This window comes from Sphingobacterium sp. UBA2480, from assembly GCF_002341965.1.
In the GTDB taxonomy this organism is placed as follows: domain Bacteria; phylum Bacteroidota; class Bacteroidia; order Sphingobacteriales; family Sphingobacteriaceae; genus Sphingobacterium; species Sphingobacterium multivorum.
In genome coordinates this window covers 761,650-784,764 of record NZ_DDPA01000007.1, presented here as the reverse complement: position 1 = coordinate 784,764, position 23,115 = coordinate 761,650, and the positions used below count along the sequence as shown (strand labels likewise).

Annotated in this window: 16 protein-coding genes; 2 read left to right on the top strand and 14 right to left on the bottom strand. The window is 40.3% G+C overall.

Translation table 11 applies throughout. From position 1 onward, the window contains the following. Window positions 1-82: 82 nt before the first annotated feature. From B3600_RS16355 to B3600_RS16330, 6 genes are all read right to left on the bottom strand, one after another. Window positions 83-1,927, bottom strand: coding sequence for a glycoside hydrolase family 2 protein (locus tag B3600_RS16355; protein WP_286753714.1), 1,845 nt, complete (start codon window positions 1,925-1,927; stop codon window positions 83-85). 38 nt (window positions 1,928-1,965) lie between these two features. Beyond that, window positions 1,966-4,011 carry a beta-L-arabinofuranosidase domain-containing protein gene (locus B3600_RS16350; RefSeq protein WP_286753713.1) on the bottom strand — a complete coding sequence of 682 codons (2,046 nt, stop codon included), beginning with the start codon at window positions 4,009-4,011 and terminating at the stop codon, window positions 1,966-1,968. A gap of 2 nt (window positions 4,012-4,013) precedes the next feature. Beyond that, the gene (locus tag B3600_RS16345; RefSeq protein ID WP_046675395.1) at window positions 4,014-4,688 is read right to left on the bottom strand and encodes a DUF3823 domain-containing protein; all 675 of its coding nucleotides are present in this window, start codon (window positions 4,686-4,688) and stop codon (window positions 4,014-4,016) included. Between the two features lie 10 nt (window positions 4,689-4,698). Beyond that, window positions 4,699-6,519, bottom strand: coding sequence for a RagB/SusD family nutrient uptake outer membrane protein (locus B3600_RS16340; protein WP_286753712.1), 1,821 nt, complete (start codon window positions 6,517-6,519; stop codon window positions 4,699-4,701). A 5-nt stretch (window positions 6,520-6,524) separates the two neighbouring features. Continuing rightward, entirely contained in the window at window positions 6,525-9,686 is a 3,162-nt protein-coding gene (locus B3600_RS16335; RefSeq protein ID WP_286753711.1) for a SusC/RagA family TonB-linked outer membrane protein, read from the bottom strand. A 200-nt stretch (window positions 9,687-9,886) separates the two neighbouring features. Beyond that, on the bottom strand, window positions 9,887-11,047 hold the full coding sequence (locus B3600_RS16330; protein ID WP_286753710.1) for an aldose epimerase family protein: 1,161 nt from the start codon (window positions 11,045-11,047) through the stop codon (window positions 9,887-9,889). A 176-nt stretch (window positions 11,048-11,223) separates the two neighbouring features. On the opposite strand from B3600_RS16330, the gene B3600_RS16325 reads away from it, so the two are divergent. Together B3600_RS16325 and B3600_RS16320 are read left to right on the top strand one after the other, a co-directional pair. Continuing rightward, entirely contained in the window at window positions 11,224-14,379 is a 3,156-nt protein-coding gene (locus B3600_RS16325; RefSeq protein WP_286753709.1) for a sensor histidine kinase, read from the top strand. Between the two features lie 2 nt (window positions 14,380-14,381). Then, window positions 14,382-15,161, top strand: coding sequence for a response regulator transcription factor (locus B3600_RS16320; RefSeq protein ID WP_046675391.1), 780 nt, complete (start codon window positions 14,382-14,384; stop codon window positions 15,159-15,161). 52 nt (window positions 15,162-15,213) lie between these two features. Here the strand turns inward: B3600_RS16320 and B3600_RS16315 are convergent, their stop codons facing one another. The 8 genes from B3600_RS16315 to B3600_RS16280 all read right to left on the bottom strand — a co-directional run bounded on the left by B3600_RS16315 (window position 15,214) and on the right by B3600_RS16280 (window position 23,048). After that, complete coding sequence (locus B3600_RS16315) at window positions 15,214-16,677, bottom strand: glycoside hydrolase family 76 protein (protein ID WP_286753708.1); 1,464 nt, start codon at window positions 16,675-16,677, stop codon at window positions 15,214-15,216. 162 nt (window positions 16,678-16,839) lie between these two features. After that, window positions 16,840-17,589, bottom strand: a complete 750-nt coding sequence (locus B3600_RS16310; RefSeq protein WP_046675390.1) for a YoaK family protein — start codon at window positions 17,587-17,589, stop codon at window positions 16,840-16,842. Beyond that, the gene (locus B3600_RS16305; RefSeq protein ID WP_046675389.1) at window positions 17,573-18,073 is read right to left on the bottom strand and encodes a hypothetical protein; all 501 of its coding nucleotides are present in this window, start codon (window positions 18,071-18,073) and stop codon (window positions 17,573-17,575) included. Before B3600_RS16305 ends, B3600_RS16310 begins: the two co-directional genes overlap by 17 nt. Then, entirely contained in the window at window positions 18,060-18,578 is a 519-nt protein-coding gene (locus tag B3600_RS16300) for a hypothetical protein (protein ID WP_112376064.1), read from the bottom strand. The genes B3600_RS16305 and B3600_RS16300 overlap by 14 nt, the downstream gene beginning before the upstream one ends. Before the next feature lie 129 nt (window positions 18,579-18,707). Next, the gene (locus B3600_RS16295; RefSeq protein ID WP_070567938.1) at window positions 18,708-20,138 is read right to left on the bottom strand and encodes a TolC family protein; all 1,431 of its coding nucleotides are present in this window, start codon (window positions 20,136-20,138) and stop codon (window positions 18,708-18,710) included. 7 nt (window positions 20,139-20,145) lie between these two features. Continuing rightward, window positions 20,146-21,507: an HlyD family secretion protein gene (locus B3600_RS16290; protein WP_112376063.1), complete on the bottom strand. Its 1,362-nt coding sequence runs from the start codon at window positions 21,505-21,507 to the stop codon at window positions 20,146-20,148. Beyond that, window positions 21,497-22,498 carry an ABC transporter transmembrane domain-containing protein gene (locus B3600_RS16285; protein WP_286753707.1) on the bottom strand — a complete coding sequence of 334 codons (1,002 nt, stop codon included), beginning with the start codon at window positions 22,496-22,498 and terminating at the stop codon, window positions 21,497-21,499. Before B3600_RS16285 ends, B3600_RS16290 begins: the two co-directional genes overlap by 11 nt. Before the next feature lie 67 nt (window positions 22,499-22,565). Continuing rightward, window positions 22,566-23,048, bottom strand: a complete 483-nt coding sequence (locus B3600_RS16280) for a hypothetical protein (protein WP_112376061.1) — start codon at window positions 23,046-23,048, stop codon at window positions 22,566-22,568. Window positions 23,049-23,115 lie beyond the last annotated feature (67 nt).

Here is a 23,115-nt window from a genome sequence, read left to right as displayed (position 1 = left end):
TATAAAATAGGTTTAGGTTGACCGGTATATTTTCAGCGATAAATTTAGGCCGCAACCCGTGTTGCGGCCATATCGCTATCAATTATTTGGTAGGTGCATTATAAAGCGCCTGATGTGCAGCCTTCAATTCTGCTTCAGGCATTTTTACAACTTTACGATCATAAGTCATCAAACCATTTGTTTCTACTTCCACATCTGTTGTCTGTGTATAAACAGCGGCCGACAATCCCATCGGAATTAGACGTGTCAAATCATGGATAAGACGTTTGTAACGCTCCAATAATTCCGTTTTATTCTTGAAACTTTGGTATCCCCAGTTGTCTTTCTGTTGCCAAGAATGTCCGTCTATCGGTAATCCCAGACCACCGAATTCACCCAATGCAAGCACTTGTTTAGCACCAAACAAATTTGGATCAGGCATGGCTGCATCCGGATAATTATGGATATCCAAGATATGTCCAGTTTCCATAAAGTTACCACCACTGGCGCTATTTACGAGTCTTGACGGGTCATTAGCCACGGTCCATTCCGTAATTTCCTTCGTTTTGAATTGCCCCCAAGCCTCATTGAAAGGCACCCAGATGACAATACTTGGATAGTTGTGCAACACCTCCATAATGGTTTTCCACTCTTTCCGGTAGTAATTCTCAGATTCCTGTGAACGTACTTTATCCCGATTGCCACCTGAAATCTTTCCCGGTTGCATATCCCAATGATTTCCACCAAGATCGCCGCTAGGCATATCTTGCCAGACAAGCATACCTATACTATCACAGTACCGATACCAACGTGCCGGTTCTACCTTGATATGCTTACGGATCATATTGAATCCCATTTCCTTTGTTTTGACGACATCAAACTTCAGCGCTTCATCCGTTGGTGCAGTATGTAGACCATCTGGCCACCAACCTTGATCCAATGGACCGTATTGGAAGGTAAACTTATTGTTTAACATTAAACGTTGAACACCATTTTCGTCTTTCTGCATGGCTATTTTCCGCATGGCAAAATAGCTTTTCGCCTGGTCTACGACTTTTCCTTTTCGAATCAGCTGAATTTCCAGATCATAGAGTTTAGGGTTACTCGGCGACCAGGGCTCCAGATTGGGTACCGAAAGATCAAAGGATGTATTGGGTTGTCCTATTTGTTCTTTAATAAGCTTTCCGCCATCCAATGCACGCACCTTTATTTCGTCGCCGGCTTGGCTTCCCTCTACGGAAGCTTGAAAGGCCAAGACAGCATCGTCCAATCGCGGCGTCTGTTTGGTACTTACAATGTAAGCTTGTGGAACACTTTCTAACCAAACGGTCTGCCAAATTCCCGTCACTGGTGTATACCATATTCCATTCGGCTTGTTCACCTGTTTACCCCGTGGTTGTGGACCATCATCAGTCGGATCCCATACCCGAATGGCTATTTCCTGTTTCGCTCCTTTCTTTAGGAAGCTTGTCACATCCATCGAAAATGGATCAAAACCACCTTCATGTCTTCCGACCAATTGATTATTTACATACACATCACATTGCCAATCTACGGCACCGAAATGCAACAGGACCTTATTTTTATGGACAGACTTGTCCAATGTTATGGTATTGTTATACCATAAGGCTTTATCTTTTCCAACCTCTTTACCAACACCGGACAATGCCGATTCAATAGCAAAAGGAACAAGGATGTTGCCGTCCCATTGCCGAGGAATCTCTTTAGTACCTACCGGAGTGACAGCATATTTCCATAGTCCATTTAAATTCTGCCAGTTATTGGTTCTGATTAATTGTGGCCTAGGGTATTCAGGATGTGGCTTTTGGGCCGTTACTTTCTCGCCCCAGGGGGTTAATATATGTGATCCGGCGGGTTTCCAATCCTGAGCAAAGTTCAATTGTGCTGCCATCATCAAACTGGCAAAAAATAAGGTTTTCTTCATCATAAAAAATCGTTAAGTCATTTATTTATATCGTATTTATATTATTTCACCGTGGGAAAAGCAGCAATGCGCAAACGTGCTGCTCCCATTGGAATTAGTTCAACTTCCTGTACCTCGCTTTTGCTTTCCACGGGGCTCAGAGGCAATACCCCCGTTAACCCGTTTTCATCAATTTTCCACCCATCGATACGTTTCGCTTTCACAAGAATCGAAATAGGTACTGCTTCTGCGTCGAAAGGAAATGCATCTTTAGGCCATGGTCGTTTGACCACTTTTAGGTGGTCAACAGCTTGCAATTGATTTTGTACAAGTCCGTAATTCCAATCACTTGCAGGAAGGATTTCATAGGATGGCCACTTGGATGGATCTGCAGTCTCCTGCCATTTGGAATCTCCTATTGCCGAAGCCTTACTATCTTTTTTTACATAATTCTCTTTGATTTTAAGGGCATAGGTCAATGGTCCACGCTGGATACTCACTGAATTTTTATTGGCTGTCCATGTTTTCAGATCTATGGTCATTGGTAAGGAAAGTTCGACCTTGTCGCCGTCTTTCCACTGCCGTTGAATCCGAATATATTTTGCACCAGCTTCCACAGCTTGGCTTTTACCATTAACCGTTACTTTCGCTTGTTTCGCCCAGGCTGGAATACGGAGATAAAAGGGAAAATCAACCGTTTTACCCTGTGTTCCTATTTCAAATCGTAGCGATTCTTCAAAAGGATAATTGGACTCTTGCCGGATCTGAATAGCCTGCTTGTTTCCGACGTTGATTTCAGCCTTTGATGCGGCATAGAGTACTGCCGCAACACCATTATCATTCGTTGCCATATACAAATGCTCAGCATAATATGGCCAGCCCTGACTGTGATTATGCTGACAACAGCGTGAACTGAAGGGATTCATCATTAAAAATGGCCCGTTATTATCAATTCCAGGAGCATGATTATGGCTGTCGCTGATGGTCATATTTGGACTTGTAATATACCTTAAGGCCTTGAAATCTGCTGTTACGGCTGCTGGATAGGTATTGAAAGCGACTTCCTCCGCATGATCTGCCCAAAATGGGTCGCCTGTTATCCCAAGAAGGATTTCATTGGACGCCATCTGTTCGACCATACCACAGGTTTCCACCCCTTGACGGGGATCGGTATATCCTGGACGTGCATTTTCATCGGCACCGAACATACCGCCTGGAACCTGACCAAATACCTGCCTGACAAAATGAAAATTAGCGTAGGTCGCATTCAGGTCTTCACTCGATTGGCTTTTCAGATAATAGGTTGCCGGCTCTCTGAAACACTGCGCTACATTAACATTATGCCAATTCGGCAAATCATCTTTCTGGCACCAATTGGCGGTATTCCGATGGATTTTATCTGCTAAATCCATCAGCCATTCATTCCCCTGTGTTCTATTATAGAGCCAATAAACCGAGAGCAGATTGTCACCACCCCGACTATTTTCCCAATAGTCTTTAAGAAAAAAACTATCCGGCAAATTGGCCTGCCATTTAAAATAATTGGTCATCAAGGTTAAGACACGTTGGTCACCGCTATATTCATAATAAGATTGCAGGCACCACAACATCAACATATTCCCCCAAAGATCTGGTTTGTTGTTACGCAGAATCAATGGCCCAAAGTATCCATCAGGACGCTGGCTTTTTAGTGCGGCTTCCAACCATATCTTTGACTCCGCTAGGATTGTAGGATCTTTTAAGATGTAGCCCAGATTAGCATAACCTTTTAGCCAATAAGGAACTTCTTCCCAGCCATAATCTCCTTTCCCATCCGTACTTAACCAAGCATTATTTTTTTTGGATAGCCAAGCGCTAATTTCGCCCAAATGACCTGTGAGACCATCTTTTTGCAACGCTAGGTACTTCCCTAACCAGCCTTCAGGCACTATACTGCCTACCGGCAATTTCAGCAAGGCATTTTGTCTCAGCGGAGCCCTATTGTTCACGTATTGTGTATTCTTACCTGTCAACGGCAATTGGTTTACGGAAGTTGCTATTCTTGATTGAGCCGACGTAGCTAAGCCAAACCCCAACAATAAGCTTAAAAAGCCAATTCTTTTAATCATTTTTATTTTAGTTTCTTTGGTTCACTATCGTACAGCGCCTCGGTAATCCCATTTACCCGTAACCCTACGCGCGCATACACCGCTGCACTCTTGGTCAAAATATCTTTGATATCCAGTTCCAATTCGACATGGCCGGCATTTAATCCAGTTTTTTCCATCTTATATGTATATTGGCCCAAATCCACAAATTTTGTATCATTGACCAATAAGGTGACTAAATCAATCGTTCTTGAAGCATCTATCGTTTCGATATCAAAAGATGCTTTAAGGATATTTCCTTGTGTGTTATAGGTTATATTACTCATCATGTAGTAGGGTTTCACCTGATAATCCACTGTGGTATTGCCCTTCACATCAACTAGCAACGTATCGGCGCTGCTCACCCATGGTCCATTTCCACTGGTTGTCACCAATTTGTACTTTCCATCGAAAAGTTTCGTAGAAAACGAACCATCTTGAGTTAAATAAACATTAATAGGAGACCGAAATTGATAACCATCCTGCCAGAGTTGAAGATAGACCGATTGATTGGATCCTCTCAGCCCCAAAGGTTTGGAATTATAGGTTACATGTCCGCTTAATGTGCTTTGTGGTGCATCATAATTATCTTTGCCACAAGCAAAAACACCCAAGAGTAAACACAAACCGACTATTAATTTACAAAAAAAAGTTTTCATAAGAATAATGCTATTGATAAGGATTTCGGACTAGCTTCGGATTGTTGTTAATCCAATTTTGGTCAATGAAATTATAATAGTTCTGATATTTAAAATTTCGCGGATAGAGCGTATGGCTAGATTTCTGTTTCTCGAAAACCCACTTGCCATTGTTAGGATCCCCAGGAGCATATATTTTATACGGAAATAGGGCATAGTGCACCGCATTGTAATTATCAGCACTTCCGTTCCAGATTTCATGGGCGATGCGCAAACGTTTCAAATCCCAATAACGATGATCTTCGAAAGCAAATTCAACGCGACGTTCCTGAATGATATCATTTAAAGAAATAGTCGTCAATGCTTGTATTCCCGCGCGCTCCCTGATCTTATTGATATATCCAGTCAACTCAGCTTGCGGTTTACCAAGTTCAAGCCCCGACTCTGCAGCGATCAACAGAAATTCAGCATAACGAAAACGGACAAACCAAATATCCGAACCGCGCCCGCGTGTAGAGGCATCTTTATTTTCGTCAATAAACTTCCGGATATTAAATCCAGTTTTATTGACATACATATCGTTGGAAGTCGTAGGGCCATCCTCACTCGTAACAAGTCCGCCAAATTTATCATTTGAGGAACCAGGCGAACCTGTTACTGTCTTCCATGTACCATTTTCTTTATACCGAACCCCCGCCTGATAAGTTATTTTCGTTCCAGCAAAATCTGCTCCGGAGTAAATTACCGTACCATACAAGCGTGCATCCTTATTGGCAAAAAGATCTTCGGGATTTGTATAATAAACATAGTCACCAGCAGCAGTCTTCGTTTTCAGATCCCCTTTTCGATCATTTGTATATTCAAATGCTTCCACCAAATTGAGTACTGGAGTTACGAAATTGGCATCAATATCACCGCGGACAGATGAGGCTATATTATTATTGGTAAAAGAATGGGTCTCACCAGGATAAGCATAGTCTTTTGCCCAAATTACTTCATTGCTTGATTTTGAGGTTACGGCAAGATAAAAGTTCTTGCCCTTATCCGGATTTGCATTATACAGCGCATAAGGACTATTATTTATAATATCCAAAGCAGTTTCATAAGCTATTTGATAATATTTAGTTGCTTCAGACGCAGGGATCCCCACCTCATTCCCCGCTGTTTTCACGTCGGGAGTTTTGTAGTTATACTTTGCAATAGAGGCAGCATATAAACTTGCTCGAGCTTTTAACGCTAAAGCCGTCCATTTGTTAGCTCTCGCCGAATTCACAGTTTTGTCAGATCCTAACATTTTAGCTGCTTCAGTACATTCACTGATGACATAATTATAACTTTCAGCCTCGGTTGCACGCGACAACTGTAATTCTGCTGGATCCATTCCACTTGTATAATCATATACTTTATCACCCACCATTGGCACTCCCCCCAAACGCTTGATCATATTAAAATAAGTCCAGGCACGGATAAAGCGGGCCTCACCTTCAATGCTCTTTTTATTGTTGTCATCTAATGTTGATTGTCGGACACCTACAATAAATTGGTTTAGATTTCGGATCAATTCATAATCATACATCCGCCAAAAATCATTTGGAAACTCCTGCATATTGTTGGGAGAACCACTGGAAAATCCTGCTTCATCTAGCATCGCAAAGGAGCCGTTGTCGCCAAATTGCTGGCCCCAGCTGACTCTTCCATAGTAATTGGCCAACACTGACTTCACCATATTTTGATCTGAAAATATCTGATCATCGGTAAAAATAGCCTGTGATTCCCGGTCCAAAAACTTATTACAGCTTGAGAATGCACATACTAAACATACACCCCATAAAATAACCTTCCTCTTTATCATTTTCATTAAAAAGTTAAATTAACACCCACATTTATAACCCGGTTTGTTGGGTATTGAACACCCGAATCACTTGTGATTTCCGGATCGATCTTCATATCACCCAAATTATCTATACTGAAGAGATTCTGCATCATCGTATATATTCGTAATTTTTGGATTCCACGAGCTTTCATCCACTTGTCTGGCAAGGTATATCCAATCTGAAGATTTCTTAGTTTTATATAATTTACATTGGTGAGCCAAAAATCGCTATGCCAATAATTACTATGGTTTTGATTTCCGCGAATCAATGTTGGATACTTGCCGGGAATCAATGTACTATTCGGGTTGGTAATATCACTGAGCATCCATTGATTCTCCATGTAATATTGCGGATTATTTCCACCATCGTGGAAAGGGTTCATCGCTTCGTAATTGGGACGATAGGATGCAAATGCTGCTCCTGTCAAATCCATGGCCAGATCAAATCCCTTGAATTGTCCGCCCAGATTAATTCCAAAATTGAAATAAGGAAGTCCGCCTTGCCGATATCCTATTGGCCGCTGATCCAGCTCATTGATCACTTTATCCCCATTGATGTCTTCATATTTTATATCTCCTGGTCTCAAGGTAGAATTACCTTGACGGTCATTGTCTACATCGTAATTGGCAATTTCTTCCCAGGACTGAAACTGTCCAGTAGCATGTAAGCCCCAATTTAGATAGGCGTAGCGGTCAAAAATGGAGTTCCGATACTGATCCCAGGAATTCCCAAACCGGGGTTTATATTGTTCACCATCAATCTGACGGGCAAATGTAAAATTACCACCGACAAAGTAATTGAAATCGCCAGCCTTACTCCGCCACATAATTGAGCCATCGATACCCTTATGCATATCGGAGTTTAGGTTTTCATAAGGCAGACTAAAACCAACCTCATTTGGTATCAATACATCATTTCTGGAAGCCGGTAGACCACTTCTTTTCCTTCGAAAGAAATCCAAGCTACCCGTCAATCTTCCCTTTAATGTGCTAAAATCAAGCCCCACATTCAACATGTGCGCCTCAATCCAGGAAAGCGTTTTAACAGGAAGTCCACGGGGTTGGGTGCCAATAACATATTTTCCGTCAATCGTCGAACCTTTGGAATTATAGGTATATCCGCTCAGGTAACCAAAAGCATAATATTTCCAATCATCCAAATTGTCATCCCCCAATATCCCGTAAGATCCCCGAAGCTTAACATCATCAAGTATCTTCCGCATGCCATCTGTCCAAAACTTTTCAGAAGAGATCCGCCATCCCGCGGATGCTGAAGGAAAAAATCCCCATCGACTTCCAGGAGCAAACTTCCAGGATCCATCATAACGCGATGAAAGTTCTAAAAGATATTTTTGATCGTAGTCATAATTGACCCGACCTGCAAAGCCGGCTCTTGCTTGCGTATTTACTCCAGTATCATTATAGGTATCCATCGTTTGAAAATAGATCAAACTCAATGCATTCGATGCTGGTCTGTCGTGGACATAAATATCGGGGTTATCTCGTTTTATTGACTCCGCGGCTAATACAGCATTTACACCATGCTTTCCAAAACGTTTGTTATAATTTAAAGTGAATTGTGTTGAAATTTCTTCGATTTGAGCGATAGACCGCTCCCGCCAAGGGTTATCCATGCTAAATATGACTGGATAGGTATCCGTTTTTTCATCATAGCCATACAATTTGTAAGTGAACTCCTGATTATCCATCCACTTATTAGCCAAATAGTACCCTACCGTTCCTTTGGCAACCAAATCATCTGTAATCTTATACTCGGCATTAAAATTTAGTTGCATCACCCGCCATTTTTCCTGATATGTACCCGATAGATCATAATTCAGCATCGCAAAATTCGTCTCGGTATTGGCGGCAGTTTGTGTTGGATAGAGCGGATTGTCGTTGGCAAATGGCCGCGCAGTAGGTAAGTTGCGGTAAATGGCAAATAAGGCTTGCCAAGTATCGTCAGCACCGGGTACCCCAGGTTGTTTGCGCTGTTCGATCCGCCCGTTCAAATTAGCCCCTATTTTTAATCGTTTAGATACGCTCGCATCAATGTTCATCTGAACATTAGTACGTTTGAAACCACCATAATTACGGATAATGGATTGTTGGTCGAGATGCCCGGCACTTAAGTAATAATTGATTTTTTCGGACCCACCGCTCACATTTCCAGAAACATAGGTTTGCGGACTAGTTTTTAAGATATAATCGTACCAATCAAATGGGCGGTAACCTTTTTCCATCCCCTGCTGCCATTTTTCAAGATCGCTTAATGAATACTTGGGATCCTTCACACCAAGAATAGCATCCGATTGAATGTAGCTCTTTACATAGGTACTTGCATCTGCAGGCTTAGGAAAACGAAACATACTTTGCCAGCCGTAATAGGAATTGATATTAAAGGTATTGTTATCGCCACGCTTTCCTTTCTTTGTCGTTACAACCACCACTCCGTTGGCTGCGCGTACACCATAAATCGCTGCGGACGCATCCTTCAAAACCGAAACAGATTCGATGTCATTGAAGTCCAAATTATTGAATTGGCCTTCATCTTTTTGAACACCGTCGATCACATACAAGGGAGTTCCCATATTCCGGATGCTGATCCCCGTCCATGCGCCAGGGCGTCCATCCGACATCCGGCTATTGACCCCTGCAATCTTCCCGACCAAAGCTCCCGAGGTTGTAGTCGCAACAGATCTGGAAATATCCTGCGAAGAAATTGCCGTGATTGCACCAGTAACAGATTCCTTCTTTTGTGTACCGTACCCGACCACAACCACTTCGCCGATACGTGAATTTTCATCGTCCAATGTAATAGCTAAATCCGCGCTCGCGGCCACTTCTTTTGAGAGATACCCAACTGAACTTACAGTCAGTAGATCCCCAGCATTCACACCTGTTAGACTAAAATTACCTTTTGCATCCGTTGAAACGGCAGTGCTTGATTTGGATTTTAAAGCGACTGTCGCTCCTACGATCGGATTGCCACTTTTATCTTTAACCACACCCTTGATTGATTTTTGCAAAGCAATGCTTTCTGCAGGAACTGGAAATAAATCTGCTCCCTTTGCTAAAGGAATAAAACTGCTCGCATAGCAGAGTAAAGTAGCAGAAATTGGCAGACATTTAAGACCCTTAAACATACCTAGATTGATTAGTTTGTATAATTGATTTGTCCAAAATTAAGGTATATTCAATCGGACAGGCTTTCGTTTTTTCTCAAAAAACTGCCTATTTGTATCAAATAATTAATACAACCTAAAACGTTTTAAAGTCTATTAAACAGAGAAAGTACACCTCTTTTCAGTGGTATACTTTCAAACCAATCATTATTAAATATGTATTATTTTACTGAAAAACGATACAGGGATTTCGTTTGATATACTTGCCCCGGGTTCAGGACTGTTGTTGGAAAAGCTGGCTGATTCGGAGCGTCCGGAAAATGCTGCGGTTCAAGGCAAAAAGCCGTACGGAAGGAATCTTTTTTACCATTCTTCAATTGTACTTGTTCGTTCATAAAGTTGCCGCTATAAAATTGAATACCAGGTTCGGTTGTCAGAATATCCATGACCACCCCTGATTTATCACCGATCACATGTGCCGCTTTAAACCAGTCGCCATCTTTCTCTTTACTTAAGACAAAATTGTGGTCATAGCCCTTTCCAAAACTAAGCTGCTGGTCATTGGCATTAATATCTTTTCCTATCGGTTTCAAGGTTGTAAAATCAAAAGCTGTTCCCTTTACCAGTGCTAATTGCCCTGTGGGTATTAGTGTACTATCTACTGGTGTGTATTCATTGGCAAACAATTGAAGTTGATGATCCAGAATGGTACCACTTCCTTCACCGTTTAAATTAAAGTAAGCATGGTTGGTCAAATTGATCACCGTCTTTTTATCGGAAGTAGCACGATAAGCTATCATCAATTCATTATTATCGTTCAGCGTATAAGTCACCTCCATTTGGATGTTTCCTGGAAAACCCTCGTGTCCGTCAGGTAAGGTGTAAGCAAATGTAAGGGATGATTTATCTGACGATTTTAATGTCCAATTGGCAAAATGCACACCTTTAAAACCGCCATGCAGGGTATTAGGACCGTTATTTACCGCCAATGTATAGGTTTTATCATCCAACTTAAATTTGCCTTTGGCGATCCGATTACCAAAAGGCCCTACAATAGTACCAAAAAATGGTTCTTTGGGATTATTATAATCAGCCGCTTTAGAAAAACCCAAAACCACATCGCATAACTCACCCTTATTGTCAGGCACCCATAATCCCACTAAACGTGCACCAAAATTGGTAAAATAAGCTTGTACGCCATTTTTATTGCTCAGTTCATATAGATACGCCTGTTTTTGATCAATAGTTCCGCTGAACTGCGCGGTATCCATGAAGGCCGATAAAGAATCTGCTTTGGGAGTTTTAGAACCAGTCGGTTGCTGGCAAGACACACTAAAAGCAAGTATTGCAGAAAGACCCAGCAAGGTCAATTTTCCTCTCATTCGTAATATTTTAAAGGGTTTATAATCTTTGTTTAGATAGAACTTACGTCCTTTTCTAGATTTTTTATAATTTTAACGATTACAATCTATAAGCTAAAGTCTTAAATTTTTTAGAAATTTTAAGATTAAATTGTTTCATTTTAGCTCTATTTTGTATCAATAACCAAAAAATGATCATGATCAACCTGAAGCCTTTACGATTGCTATTTATCCTGTTACTCCCTTCCTTGCTATATGCGCAGCCCTACTATTTCAATCATTATCAAATCAATGAAGGTTTGTCAAACAATGCTGTCATTTGTAGCATGCAAGATAGTCAGGGTTTTCTTTGGTTCGGAACAAAGGATGGATTAAATCGCTTTGACGGTAACAATTTCAAACATTTTGATGCCACCCAATCTGGGAAAAACAGCTTGGGTGGTAATAATATCATCTCCTTGAAAGAGGACTTTCGAAAAAGAATTTGGATTGGAACAGATCAGGGAATCTATTGCTACGACCCCGTCGACGAGCAATTTAGACTACTGAGCAAACAATTTGAAAATGCGGACGTACCCGTCATTGTTACCGATCAACGCAAAAGGATCTGGTTTATATCCAATGGAATGCTCTATTGCCATGATTTGGTTAGTCACGCAATTCAACAATTTACAAAATCGGACCTCTATATTACGTCTATCAGCTGCACAAAAAATGGAACTGTATTTTTTGGAACTCCTGAAGGTAAGATCTTCCAGATAGGTTCTTCTGGAAAACCCGCACTCATGCTTGACTTTCAAGCAAAATATGGTCCTAAAGACTGGTTTAGTATTGAGAAAATAATGGAAAACCGCGATGGAGACTTATTGATTGGCACGTCGAAAACTGGGGTTTATAGCTACAATTTTAAAAACAAGTCCCTCAAGTCAATTCTTGGTCCGGACAAGCTGCATCAATTTCTCTATGTAAGAGATATTATACAGCCAAACGATCATGAATATTGGTTTGCAACGGAATCTGGCCTCTTCATTTACCAAATAGCGAGCGGAAATTACATCAACATTCAGAAAGAACAAGAAAACCCTTGGGGGATATCTGACAATGCCATTTATAATATCCTACAAGATAAGGATGAGGGTATTTGGCTGGGAACCTACTTTGGTGGGATTAACTATTATCACAAGAATAATAGTATAATCGAAAAATTTCTCCCACAAGATCGCCCGGGGAGCTTAAAAGGCTCTGTCGTTCGGATTATCAAAAAAGACATCAACCACGATATATGGATAGGCACCGAAAACGGAGGTCTATCTAAATTGGATCCTAAATCGGGTTATATCCAGAACTTCTCCGATAAACAGGGGAATCTGGCAAATAACAATATTCACGGTATTCTCCCTATTGGCGACAAACTATTGATTGGTACTTTCGTCAATGGTCTGGACATTTTTTCGCCAAAGCTTCAAAAAGTTATCTATCACATCGATCGTAACAGCAATGTATCAAGATCCGATCTCCAAAGTAATTTTCTTTTTTATCTCTATAAAACTCGAAAAGGAGAAATCATGGCTGCATCCACACGCGGCCTATACCGCTTTGATCTAGAAAAAAAATCTTTCCACCTTATTGATAATGTCCCAGAATACATGTTTTATACAAGCATTTTGGAAGATAAAAAGGGGAATATCTGGGTCGGAACGTGGCGTGATGGACTATTCTGTTATCATCCGACCACACGTTATTTCAAACACTATACGCATCATCAGAACGATCTCAATTCCTTGCCCAACAATAGGGTCAACAGTATATTTGAGGACTCAAAAAATCAAATTTGGATAGCTACCGAAGGTGGGATGGCTAAAAAGAAATCAAATCAGGATGGCTTTGAAAACATTGGCCTGGAAGAAGGAATGCCCAGTAATGTGACACTCGCCTTTTTAGAAGATAAACAAAATAACCTTTGGGTGAGTACTTCCAAGGGCCTGGTACGCTACCATCTTCCCAGTGGGAAAAAACGCATCTTCAACTTGGAGTCTGGCCTACCGACGATTCAGTTCAATTACAATTCATCCTTTAATGATGACAATGGAAACTTTTATTTCGGCACCATCAATGGACTGATACGTTTCAATCCCGAAAGGCTCAACCAAATCAACTACAAGAATCAAATTCCGATTTACATCACTAATTTTTACATCAACAATAGGGCGATCAATCAGTACACCGATACAAATATTCTGTCCAAATCAATTCTGTTCACGGATAAAATCAAACTGAAACACGACGAGTCATCCTTCAGTCTTGATTTTGCGGCATTACACTACCAAGCCCCCCATTCCATTCACTATAGCTACAAAATGGATGGTCTCGACGACAATTGGATAGACATTACAAGCAATCAACGGGCTTACTTCACCAAGCTAGCGCCCGGAAACTATGTTTTTACTGTAAAAGCAGAAGATCCAAATGGCAATACAATCCCCACTTTTGCTAGTCTTAAAATCACTATTCTTCCTCCGATCTGGGCAAGTATACCGGCCTTTGTTTGCTATGCTCTAATCCTTGTGGGGCTGATTATATTTGTTATTCATCATTTCAATGAAAAGATCAAACAACGCAATCGACAACATCTTTTAACCGTACAAAATCTACGCGAGCAAGAACTCTATCGCTCAAAAATCAATTTTTACACCGATGTTGCGCACGAAATACGCACACCGTTGACATTGATCAAGGCCCCCTTAGAGAAGCTTATGGACAAAGTCGATCACAATCCTGTAACCGACAAGCTACTATTGACCATGCAAAACAACACGGAGAAGTTGATTGCCCTTAGCAATCAGCTATTGGATTTTAGACAGGTCGAAACGGAAGGATTCAAATTACACTTTGAATCAGAAAACATAAGCCAAACGGTCCAGGAAATTATCAACAATTTTACAGTCACACTGCAGGCGCAGGACAAGCAGATGGTATCGCACATTATGCCAGATATCATAGGTCAAGTCGATATCGACGCATTCGACAAGATATGTTACAACCTATTGAATAATGCCCTGAAATATTCTTCATCCTATATTGAAGTGAATTTGAATATGGATAAACAGAAAAATATCTTTATATTGACCGTGAAAAACGACGGAGCTTTAATTCCTTCAGAAGAAAGGGAAAGAATTTTTGAACCATTCAATCGCTTAAAACAAAATAAGAATGTTCCTGGAAGCGGCCTAGGCTTGGCATTGACAAGGTCCTTAACGTTAAAACACCAAGGTACCCTGTTATACAGTACAAACGACCTCCAATTGAACGTATTTAGTTTGACATTGCCTTTGAATCACAATACAAACCCATAATTATGAATGCCAAATCCAATTTATTATTAGTAGATGATCATACTGAACTACTTGAATTCATTGCGGATGATCTCAATGAGGATTATCAGATAACAACGAGTTCCAATGGTAGGGAAGCGCTGGATTTATTAGCCACTGAATATTTTGATCTGATCGTCAGCGATGTGATGATGCCAGAAATGGATGGTTTTGAACTCTGTCAAAAAATTAAAGAAGATATCGCATATGCACACATTCCAGTTATACTCTTAACGGCAAAAAATAGTATTGAATCAAAAATTCAGGGTTTGGAGTATGGTGCCGACGCTTATATTGAAAAACCTTTTTCACCTGCCTTTTTAAGAGCACAAATCGCGAGTTTATTAAAGAATAGAGTTAAAGTCAAGGAATTTTTTATTAAAAATCCGATGTCGCAAATACAGCAAATCGGTCAAAATCAAAGTGAACAAGAGTTTTTGTTGAAGATTGAAGAAATCATCATGCAACACCTCGATGACCCACAGTTTAATGTCGATCGGATGGCCGATATTCTCTGCATGAGTAGACCTACCCTCTATCGCAAAATTAATGTGGTATCGAGCCTATCGCCCAATGAACTGATTAATTTAACGCGGCTCCGAAAAGCAGCAGAACTGCTCATCCAAAAGCAGCATAAAGTCTACGAAATTTCTAATTTACTAGGCTATAGCTCCGCGACTCATTTCTCTCGTAATTTTCAGAAGCAGTTTGGACAGAGCCCTACTGAATTTCAAGACGCCCAAACTGCTTTATCTAAATCATAACGATGCAGACAATTCTATCCCAACCAAAATAAGTGCCTCATTAGGGGAGCATCTATTTTGGTTGTTCAACTTGCGCAAGTGTAGCATATTGTGCCGCAAAAGTGAACATAAACATTCCCTCCAGATCATTCTTGCTTTTATCTTTTGCCCAACCTCCGAGCAAATCATTTGGCAAAAATCCTTCGTTCAAGAAATGCGTATAGCCATAATCCAAGTTTTCCTGAAAAGACTTCACATACATCCCAGCCTTACTATAATTCGGTAATATAGTGGTATAGCCTCTTAACAAAACACCGTTAAACCAGTTATTAAAACCGTCTGTCGCATACGTATAATGCTCAGGAATCTGCTGCCCTAACTTTCCAAAATAAGTAAAAGTCGCATCGGCCAGTTTCTTGCCATCTTCTAAATAGCTTTTAGCTTTCGTAACACGATATAAGTCTGCTGCTCCGGAAATCATCGTTCCACTATTATAGGAAAATGCAGTTCCGACGGCTTTTCTGAGTTCGGTATTTTTTCGGTATCGCACACCGTTGACCGTTTCATAAGCTATCGAACAATCTGGATAACAATCACCCATCATATCCGCATAGACACCTTTTTCATTAAGAAGATTTGCCTTTTGCCAGTCGTAAATCCTTTTAGCAAAACGGAGATAAAAATCGGCCTTCCGCTCTTTTTTAGCAATACGGGTTAGTTTATCTTTCTGATCGATCGAATGTGCAATTATTTGGTCTCCTTTGTTTTTATAGATTTCATACAATGTAACAAGCGGACTAATGATCGGTGCATTACTACAGGCATGCTTCGTTACATATCCTGGTCCCCATGGAATTCCGCCATGCTCTTTCCCTTTCTCATCCAAAGTACAATCCCAACCATCAAGAACATAAGCCGTAAGGTACTCCGCTTCTTGCAAATAGCGATCTTGCCCGGTCAAATGATAAGCTTCCAATAATTCCCGTACCAACCACATCTGATCATCATAGACGTTCAATACGCCCGTTACATTTGCTTTTCCTTTTTCTCGAACGCGATCGACAGCATACACTGTCCATTCTTTATGCTGCGTAAACGACGTTAGCGTAAAGGTCCCTAAATAATAGGCTGCATTTGCATGAAGCTTAGCCAATAAATCTACATAGCGGGAATAATACATTTTATAAAGCTTGCCGTTATCTACCTTCTGTTGCTTTTTCAAGCCACTCAACACAGCGTTTACAGCTTCTATGGCAGCAGAATACATCCATACACTAGCTGTTTCTTCGGATCGAACCTTCGTAAATGGGTTATAAAAACGATGCATTTTGAAATCTTCACCGGAAAAATAGACGTCCATTGATCGATCAATCAATTGGATTGCCCGTAAAAGATTCTGCTGGCTTTTATTTTGATCATGTACTGATCTTGGGGTTTGCATTTCTTGCGCATAAGCCTGTTTTACGCAGAGGGGTGATACTGACAGCGAAATTAGAGAAAGTGCCCAAAAAGGCCGGTTGGAAAAGAATTTGATCATGATACGGTTTTAAATTGATTAAGTAGTCTTTCATTCGCTTCGGTAGAGCGTGATAACTGTGTATGAAGATAAGCATTTTTTGGACAAAAAAAATCGCATTTTTTGAAATGCGATTAAACTATTTGCCCTTTTGCTTAGCTAACCAAGAACTTGCTCAGTCAACTAAGCTGCCACTGGTTGACGATGACGATTCACAAATTGCTTTTTCAACAGATACAATTTGTAGTGATCGTATAAACCGATGACTAAAAGAACAAAACAAACCACGTAAAATGTTTTATTTGATAGGTAAGTGAATGAAATACCGCTCACAAGTCCGCCAACGACATACGCGCTCACGATGCTCAATAGCAAATGGAATTTGTCGACCAATGCCTTATTGCTCCGGTTAGACTCCTTAGTGAACATCGAAATCAATATGGCCAAATCTGTCGTTAGCCCGGTCAAATGTGTTGTTTTCACAACAGAATTCGATATGCTCGCAGTCAAACCGTTTTGTAGCCCCATCGCAAAGAGCAATGCACCGACAAGTATCTCAGTTTCTTTCAAAGAATCCTCATAAAATACATCAAGATATATCCCAACAAATAATATACTCAATATTTCCAATACCAAGGGAATGGAATGTGTCAAATAGGAGCTAAAACGTCCTTTACCATGAATGATGATCAGATTAGAAAGCATACTCCCTACTAGAAAAAGTAAAATCCAAAAAAGCACCACAGCACCTTGGTACCAATTCCCTTTCGCTATCTCCTGTGCAAAAACAGCATAATAACCCGTTACATTCGAGGTAAACGAGAAAAAGACAATGACAGATGCGACATTGACCATTCCTGCAGAAAACGCGGTAATTCCCCCCAGCCTAATGTTATCTTGAATCGTCCTATGGTTACTATATTTTCTCAGCATACTTTTCCTTTCCTCCTTTTTTCAGCACGATACGTGCAATTCCTTTCGTCTGCATATCCAAATTAAGATGCAGCACCAACTGGTTTTTATTCAACTTTTGGATAACGAAACTCTCTATTAGCTCGTCATTCTTACGAAGCTCAAGAATATGGCCTCGTCCCTTCAAAAACCAATTGTATTGTTTGTCCTCATGATGGGCAATAAAATTTTTATCACCCATTTTTTCAAAATGCCATAATCCATCCTGCAGGGGTGGAAGGTGCGCGATTGCAGCATCTTTTATTCCTTCATGGATAACCGCCTGTTTTTTGAATGTTGGAGACTTCTCCACTTTCTCAAAGTACCAACCCTGCTCTTCCCACTCCCCTTCTAAAAGCCGCTCAGGGTTTTCATAAAACATAACCATTGAACTAGCCCCTAAAAGCAAAAAGGACAACAAGACAAAGTTGAATTGTGCCAATATTTTTCTCTTAATAATTAACATCCCATTTCTTGTTAAAAAATAAATCCGCCAAGACATTTCTGCCGGTTTTGTTTGTCCCGGGTTTTTCTACGATCGAGACATTCTTCTGCTTACTTTTACTCAAGTGAAGCAAAGCCCGTCCGACGTCAAAAAAATGCCTTGTTCTTTTTTCAAATTCATAATCTGTGGGAACCTTGACTTCATCAATCCGAGCTCCGCGCAAATAATGTTGTAAATAATTGAGATTGTCAGAGCCGATAATATCTGTATAGATATTTAGCTTACGATTTTCATAACGATGACAGATCATCTGGCAGGCTTTCAAAAAATCTTCTGATTGCAGCTTATTAAGCTGATCTTCCAGTGTAATCCCTAATAACTCACTAATCGAAGTACTGCTCTTATTGCCATAGACCAAAATAATGTCTAGCTCTTCAGCTGACGATTGTTCTATACTATGAATCACAAAAAAGAGCGAATCAATCGTAAAATCACTTGGAATCAATACACGCGTTGCCTTTGCCATATCCAATTATTTTTATACAAAATTAACAGGTCATCATGGCAACCGAATGAATCTGAAATTAACTTTCTATTAGAATTTTAGGACTTGTATTAAAATGAGATTAAAAATAAAATGTAGATTAAAATGAGATTAAAATTTAGTTCCGGCCTTGTAGTATAACTCTGCCAGTGCCTTCCGATAGTCCGTAAAAAGCTTCTCTTGCTTGATACGCATTTCAATCAGCTTGTTTTCCCTGCTATTGACAACAAACAAGGTTGATTCACCCAGCTCAAACTTATTTAATTCACCCTTAAGGAGCAATTCCTGGTTACTTATATTGATCGATTGAAGTTCAATCTGTTTACTGTAAGCATTTAAATCATTGTACTTTTTAACGACGTCATTGTAAATATTTCTTTCAGTCGCTACCTGCTCAAATCGTAGTTGATCTTGCTTAATCCGTACCTCTTTGAGCTTCCCACGTTCGGCGCGAATAAAAAGTGGAAATGCAAATTCAAAACCTAGCTTATAGTTCTGCCAATTAAAATCATACTGCGGTGGTACAAAATCATTTAAACCGCGACGGCTAGAAATGAGCGTACCAGACACATTCAATTTAGGTTTAAGCATTTCTTTTCGATAACGTTCTTCAAATAGCAGTTGCTGATTTTTACTAGCCAACTTGATCATTTCGGGATGAGCAATTTTTGCCGAATCCAGTAGTGCCTCGATCACACGATTATCCGGCAAAATAACTTGGTCTTCGAGCTTATGTGGTATGGCGTGATCGGGAAGTTCAACCGGAAATTGTTGATCATTCCACAAATGATTGGACAATACAATTTTCGCATTTTTAAGTTCTACTTCATACTTTGAAAGTTCTATCCGTCGTTCTTTTACGACGACCGAAGCTTCGATAGAATCGATTGCAGGTTTGTCCCCCAGCATAGTCTGCTCACTGATTGCGCTAAACCGCTGATCCGCTAATTTAACGCCCTCTAATAAAAGTTGGTATTGCTGGTAAGCAAAATACCAGTTCCAATAATCTGAAAGTGCCTGAAACCAAATGGCATTAATTTGCTTGATCTTTTCGCCTTCCAGATAGCTGATCATCGCCTTTGCCTGCTGTAACGTATTCCTTCGGCTATCGACGATTAAACCTTGCCCCAAAGGAATACTTAAACCGATTGCAGAGAGCCCCGCATTATTCGTTCGGGATTGTGGGTTTGTATATTCACCTACATTTCGATCATAAGCTATTTTCAGATCAGCTCCTGCTAACCAAAGTGGGATTTTCAACTCGCTATTCCACTGATTGTAATAATCCGTATGACCGAAATGCTTATTTTTAAAGCTCGAATTTAGTGTTGGATCAAACTTCCCTAACGCTTGTGTTACTTGGGCTTTTGCAGTTTCACTCAGTAGATTTACTTGTTTAACAATGGGATGATTAGCCATTAAAAGCTCTTCCATGTCATCAACTGTAAAAGTCTTCGGTGCTCCATATTCCTTTTCCTGAGCCAAAAGATGAGAATAGAAAAAAAAGCAGAACACGATAAAAATAAAATTCAATTTATTCATATAACAATTACTTTTTCTCACTTTCTTTTGGTTCTCGTTCCAAACTCGGGGGAAAACCATTCAACTGTCGCCATATCTCATACCACAAAGGAACTTTGTTTAAAATAACCCTTCCATAAGCACCTGAACCTTGGTTTAACTGGATTGGCCAAGGCTCGTCACCCTCAGGAACCGGATCGGTCGCGCGTATTAAAATCCTAAATCGACCATTCGTACTGCTCACTTTATCGATGACTGAAACTTTTCCGGCAAAGGTACCCACCGCGACAGAAGGCCATCCGGAAAATTGGATTGATGGCCAGCCATCAAATTGTAGCCTTACATCACTCTCCGGCTCAATCAATGGTACATCCATCGCGTTTACATAAAGCTCTACGGCCAGCAGTGGTTTTTTAGGTTGCAATGTCGCAACGGACTCCCCTTCCTTCATATTTTCACCGATTCCAGCTTTAAAGGTTTTTACTATAAAACCATCTTGTGGGGCCCTCACGACATATAATCCTCGTCGGACATCGATATTGGAGATCTCATTTCTCAGTTTAGCGATATCGCCCTGTACTGAGGCCTTGGAAGAAAAAGCGGAACTTAAATCAGACTGCGCTTTCGCTAATGATTCATTATACTTTGCACGAATGTTGTTTAATTCGATGCTCGCATTTGTTAGTGATTGTCTTGAATTTGATAATTTGTTATCTGCACTTACTACTTTAGCTCGATCATTTTGTAGATTTAAGCGTCTTGTTTCAATATCCGTCAATGAAAATAAACCGTCACGATACCCCTCTTCGTACCGTTTAAGCCGCTTTTCACTGGTCTCAAAAAAGCTCATGACAGCGACAAGTTCTGCACTATCTATTTTTACCACATTTTGTGCTTGAACCACCTTATTTTTAGCTGATGCAAGCTGAAAATCCAGCCCATTTTTCAATGCTTCAATCTGTGCTTGGGTAGCTTGCATCTTTTGATTAGCGGCATCTTCTCCACTCCTTTTGGCATGCAATTGTTCTTCTAATCTTACAGGTAGCATGGGATCAAAATAGGATTGTGCAGTCTCCGAAAGGACCAAAATTGTGTCACCTTTCTTCACTTCCTGCCCTTCGGTAACTGCCCAATACTCGATGCGGCCACCAATCTGATTTTGGATAGTCTGCGGTCTATCTTGTGGACGTAAAGCGGTAACCGTTCCTACTCCAAGAATTGTTTGCCGCCAGGGGAGAAAAAGTGCCAGTACAAAAACAATCCCAGATAACACAAGGATCCGCCCCAAAACTAAGGATCCCCGCTCTTTCAATAAGCTATCAACAGCATCATGAGAAAGATCTCTCCAAGAGAGCGTTGTTCGATTCGAATGATCCTTATTAATCAACATAAACCGCAGCGTCCTCCTCCAACGCAAGATCGGTTACAGCCGCCAGTTTGACAACTCCCGTAAGCATATCAAAAATCGTATTTAAGTTAGTCATCAGTTTTTCAATGGCATAACCAATTTGAACGATCACAACTTCAGCAGCTACAAATTGACCAAAAGTCATTTGCCGCTCGACAACAAAATAGGATCCAAGCAGGAGCATCGCTCCAAACAATAGCGTCCGAAGCAGGGCAGAACCTAGAAAAAAACGCTTTAAAACCTTAAAATGATCGTTTCGAGCCGATAAATATTTACTGACAATGGAATCTGTTGTTCTCGTCACTTCGTTCATTTTCATCTCATCTCCACGATAATGGTCGATTTGTCCGGCAACAGCTTCCAAATAGGCTACCGTCTCATATTTGTATTCAGACTCTTCAATACTTGTTTTCAAGCCTCTTTTATAGTATAAAACAAGTATCGTAATGACAGAAAAAATGACAATAAGGCCAAAGGCCAAAAATGCGGGATGATAAAAAGATAATAAAACCACACTGAAGAAAATTGTCACGACCGCGGCGATGATATCGATCAAAAGTTTGATAATTCCCTTTTGGATAATGATAACATCAAAAAATCGGTTGACCAACTCCACTAGGTTTTTTCCAAGTAACTCTTTAGGTTTAATTCTTGGCAGTCGATACGAAAATTCAATCGCCGATTTTAGAAAGATTTTCTGCTCCAAATACTCGACCAAGGTCAATTGTCCGATCAATAATACTCCACCCACGATCACGCCAAATAACACAAAAGCAATTAAGATATAGGTAGAGCTATACATCGCTCCATTGCTTAAAAAATTAAATATTGCTGTTATCCCTATTGGAATAGTCAAACTAAAAATACCGATCACAATAGCATAAATAAATATATAATTGATCGTTTTCCGTTCAGTATGTAATAGGCTTGCCAACCGCTGTAAGGGGGATGGTCCGCCTTGTATATGCCCCATAAAAATAGATAGAAGATAAGTTAGAAATGATGAATTTCGGCTAAAACAATAGTAAAACTCCGAGCGATCATTCAACTAGTCCGGTTGCTCTGTTTCCGATACTTGATTGCTCTTTAAATATAATCGTAGAACAAATTTGCCCCTCAACCTTACGGAGTGCATTAGCGACATTAAAAAAATTGCGTGTTTTCTTTTTATAGGTATAATCTCGCGGTATTATGATCTCATCAACAGACTGTCCCCTAAGATAATGCTGCAAATAATGACTGTTATCGGTACCCAAGATATCTGCAAAAATACTGAGCCCACGGTTTTTATAGCGCTGATAGATTACGCTGCAGCCTTTTAAAAAAGAATCCGATTGAAGTGTTTCCAGTTGATCTTCCAATCCAATTCCGAGTAATTCACTCGCAGAAGTACTGCTTTTATTGCCATACACAAGGATAATATCGATACAATCAGCCGTTGACTCTTCAATACTTTGACGCACAAAATGAAGGGAGTCGACTGTAAAATCACTGGGTATTAATATACGCGTTGTTTTAGCCATGCTTTTTTTTTAGCAAAGTTAAAACGCACATATGGCAACGGAATGAATCTAAAATTAGCTTTCCATT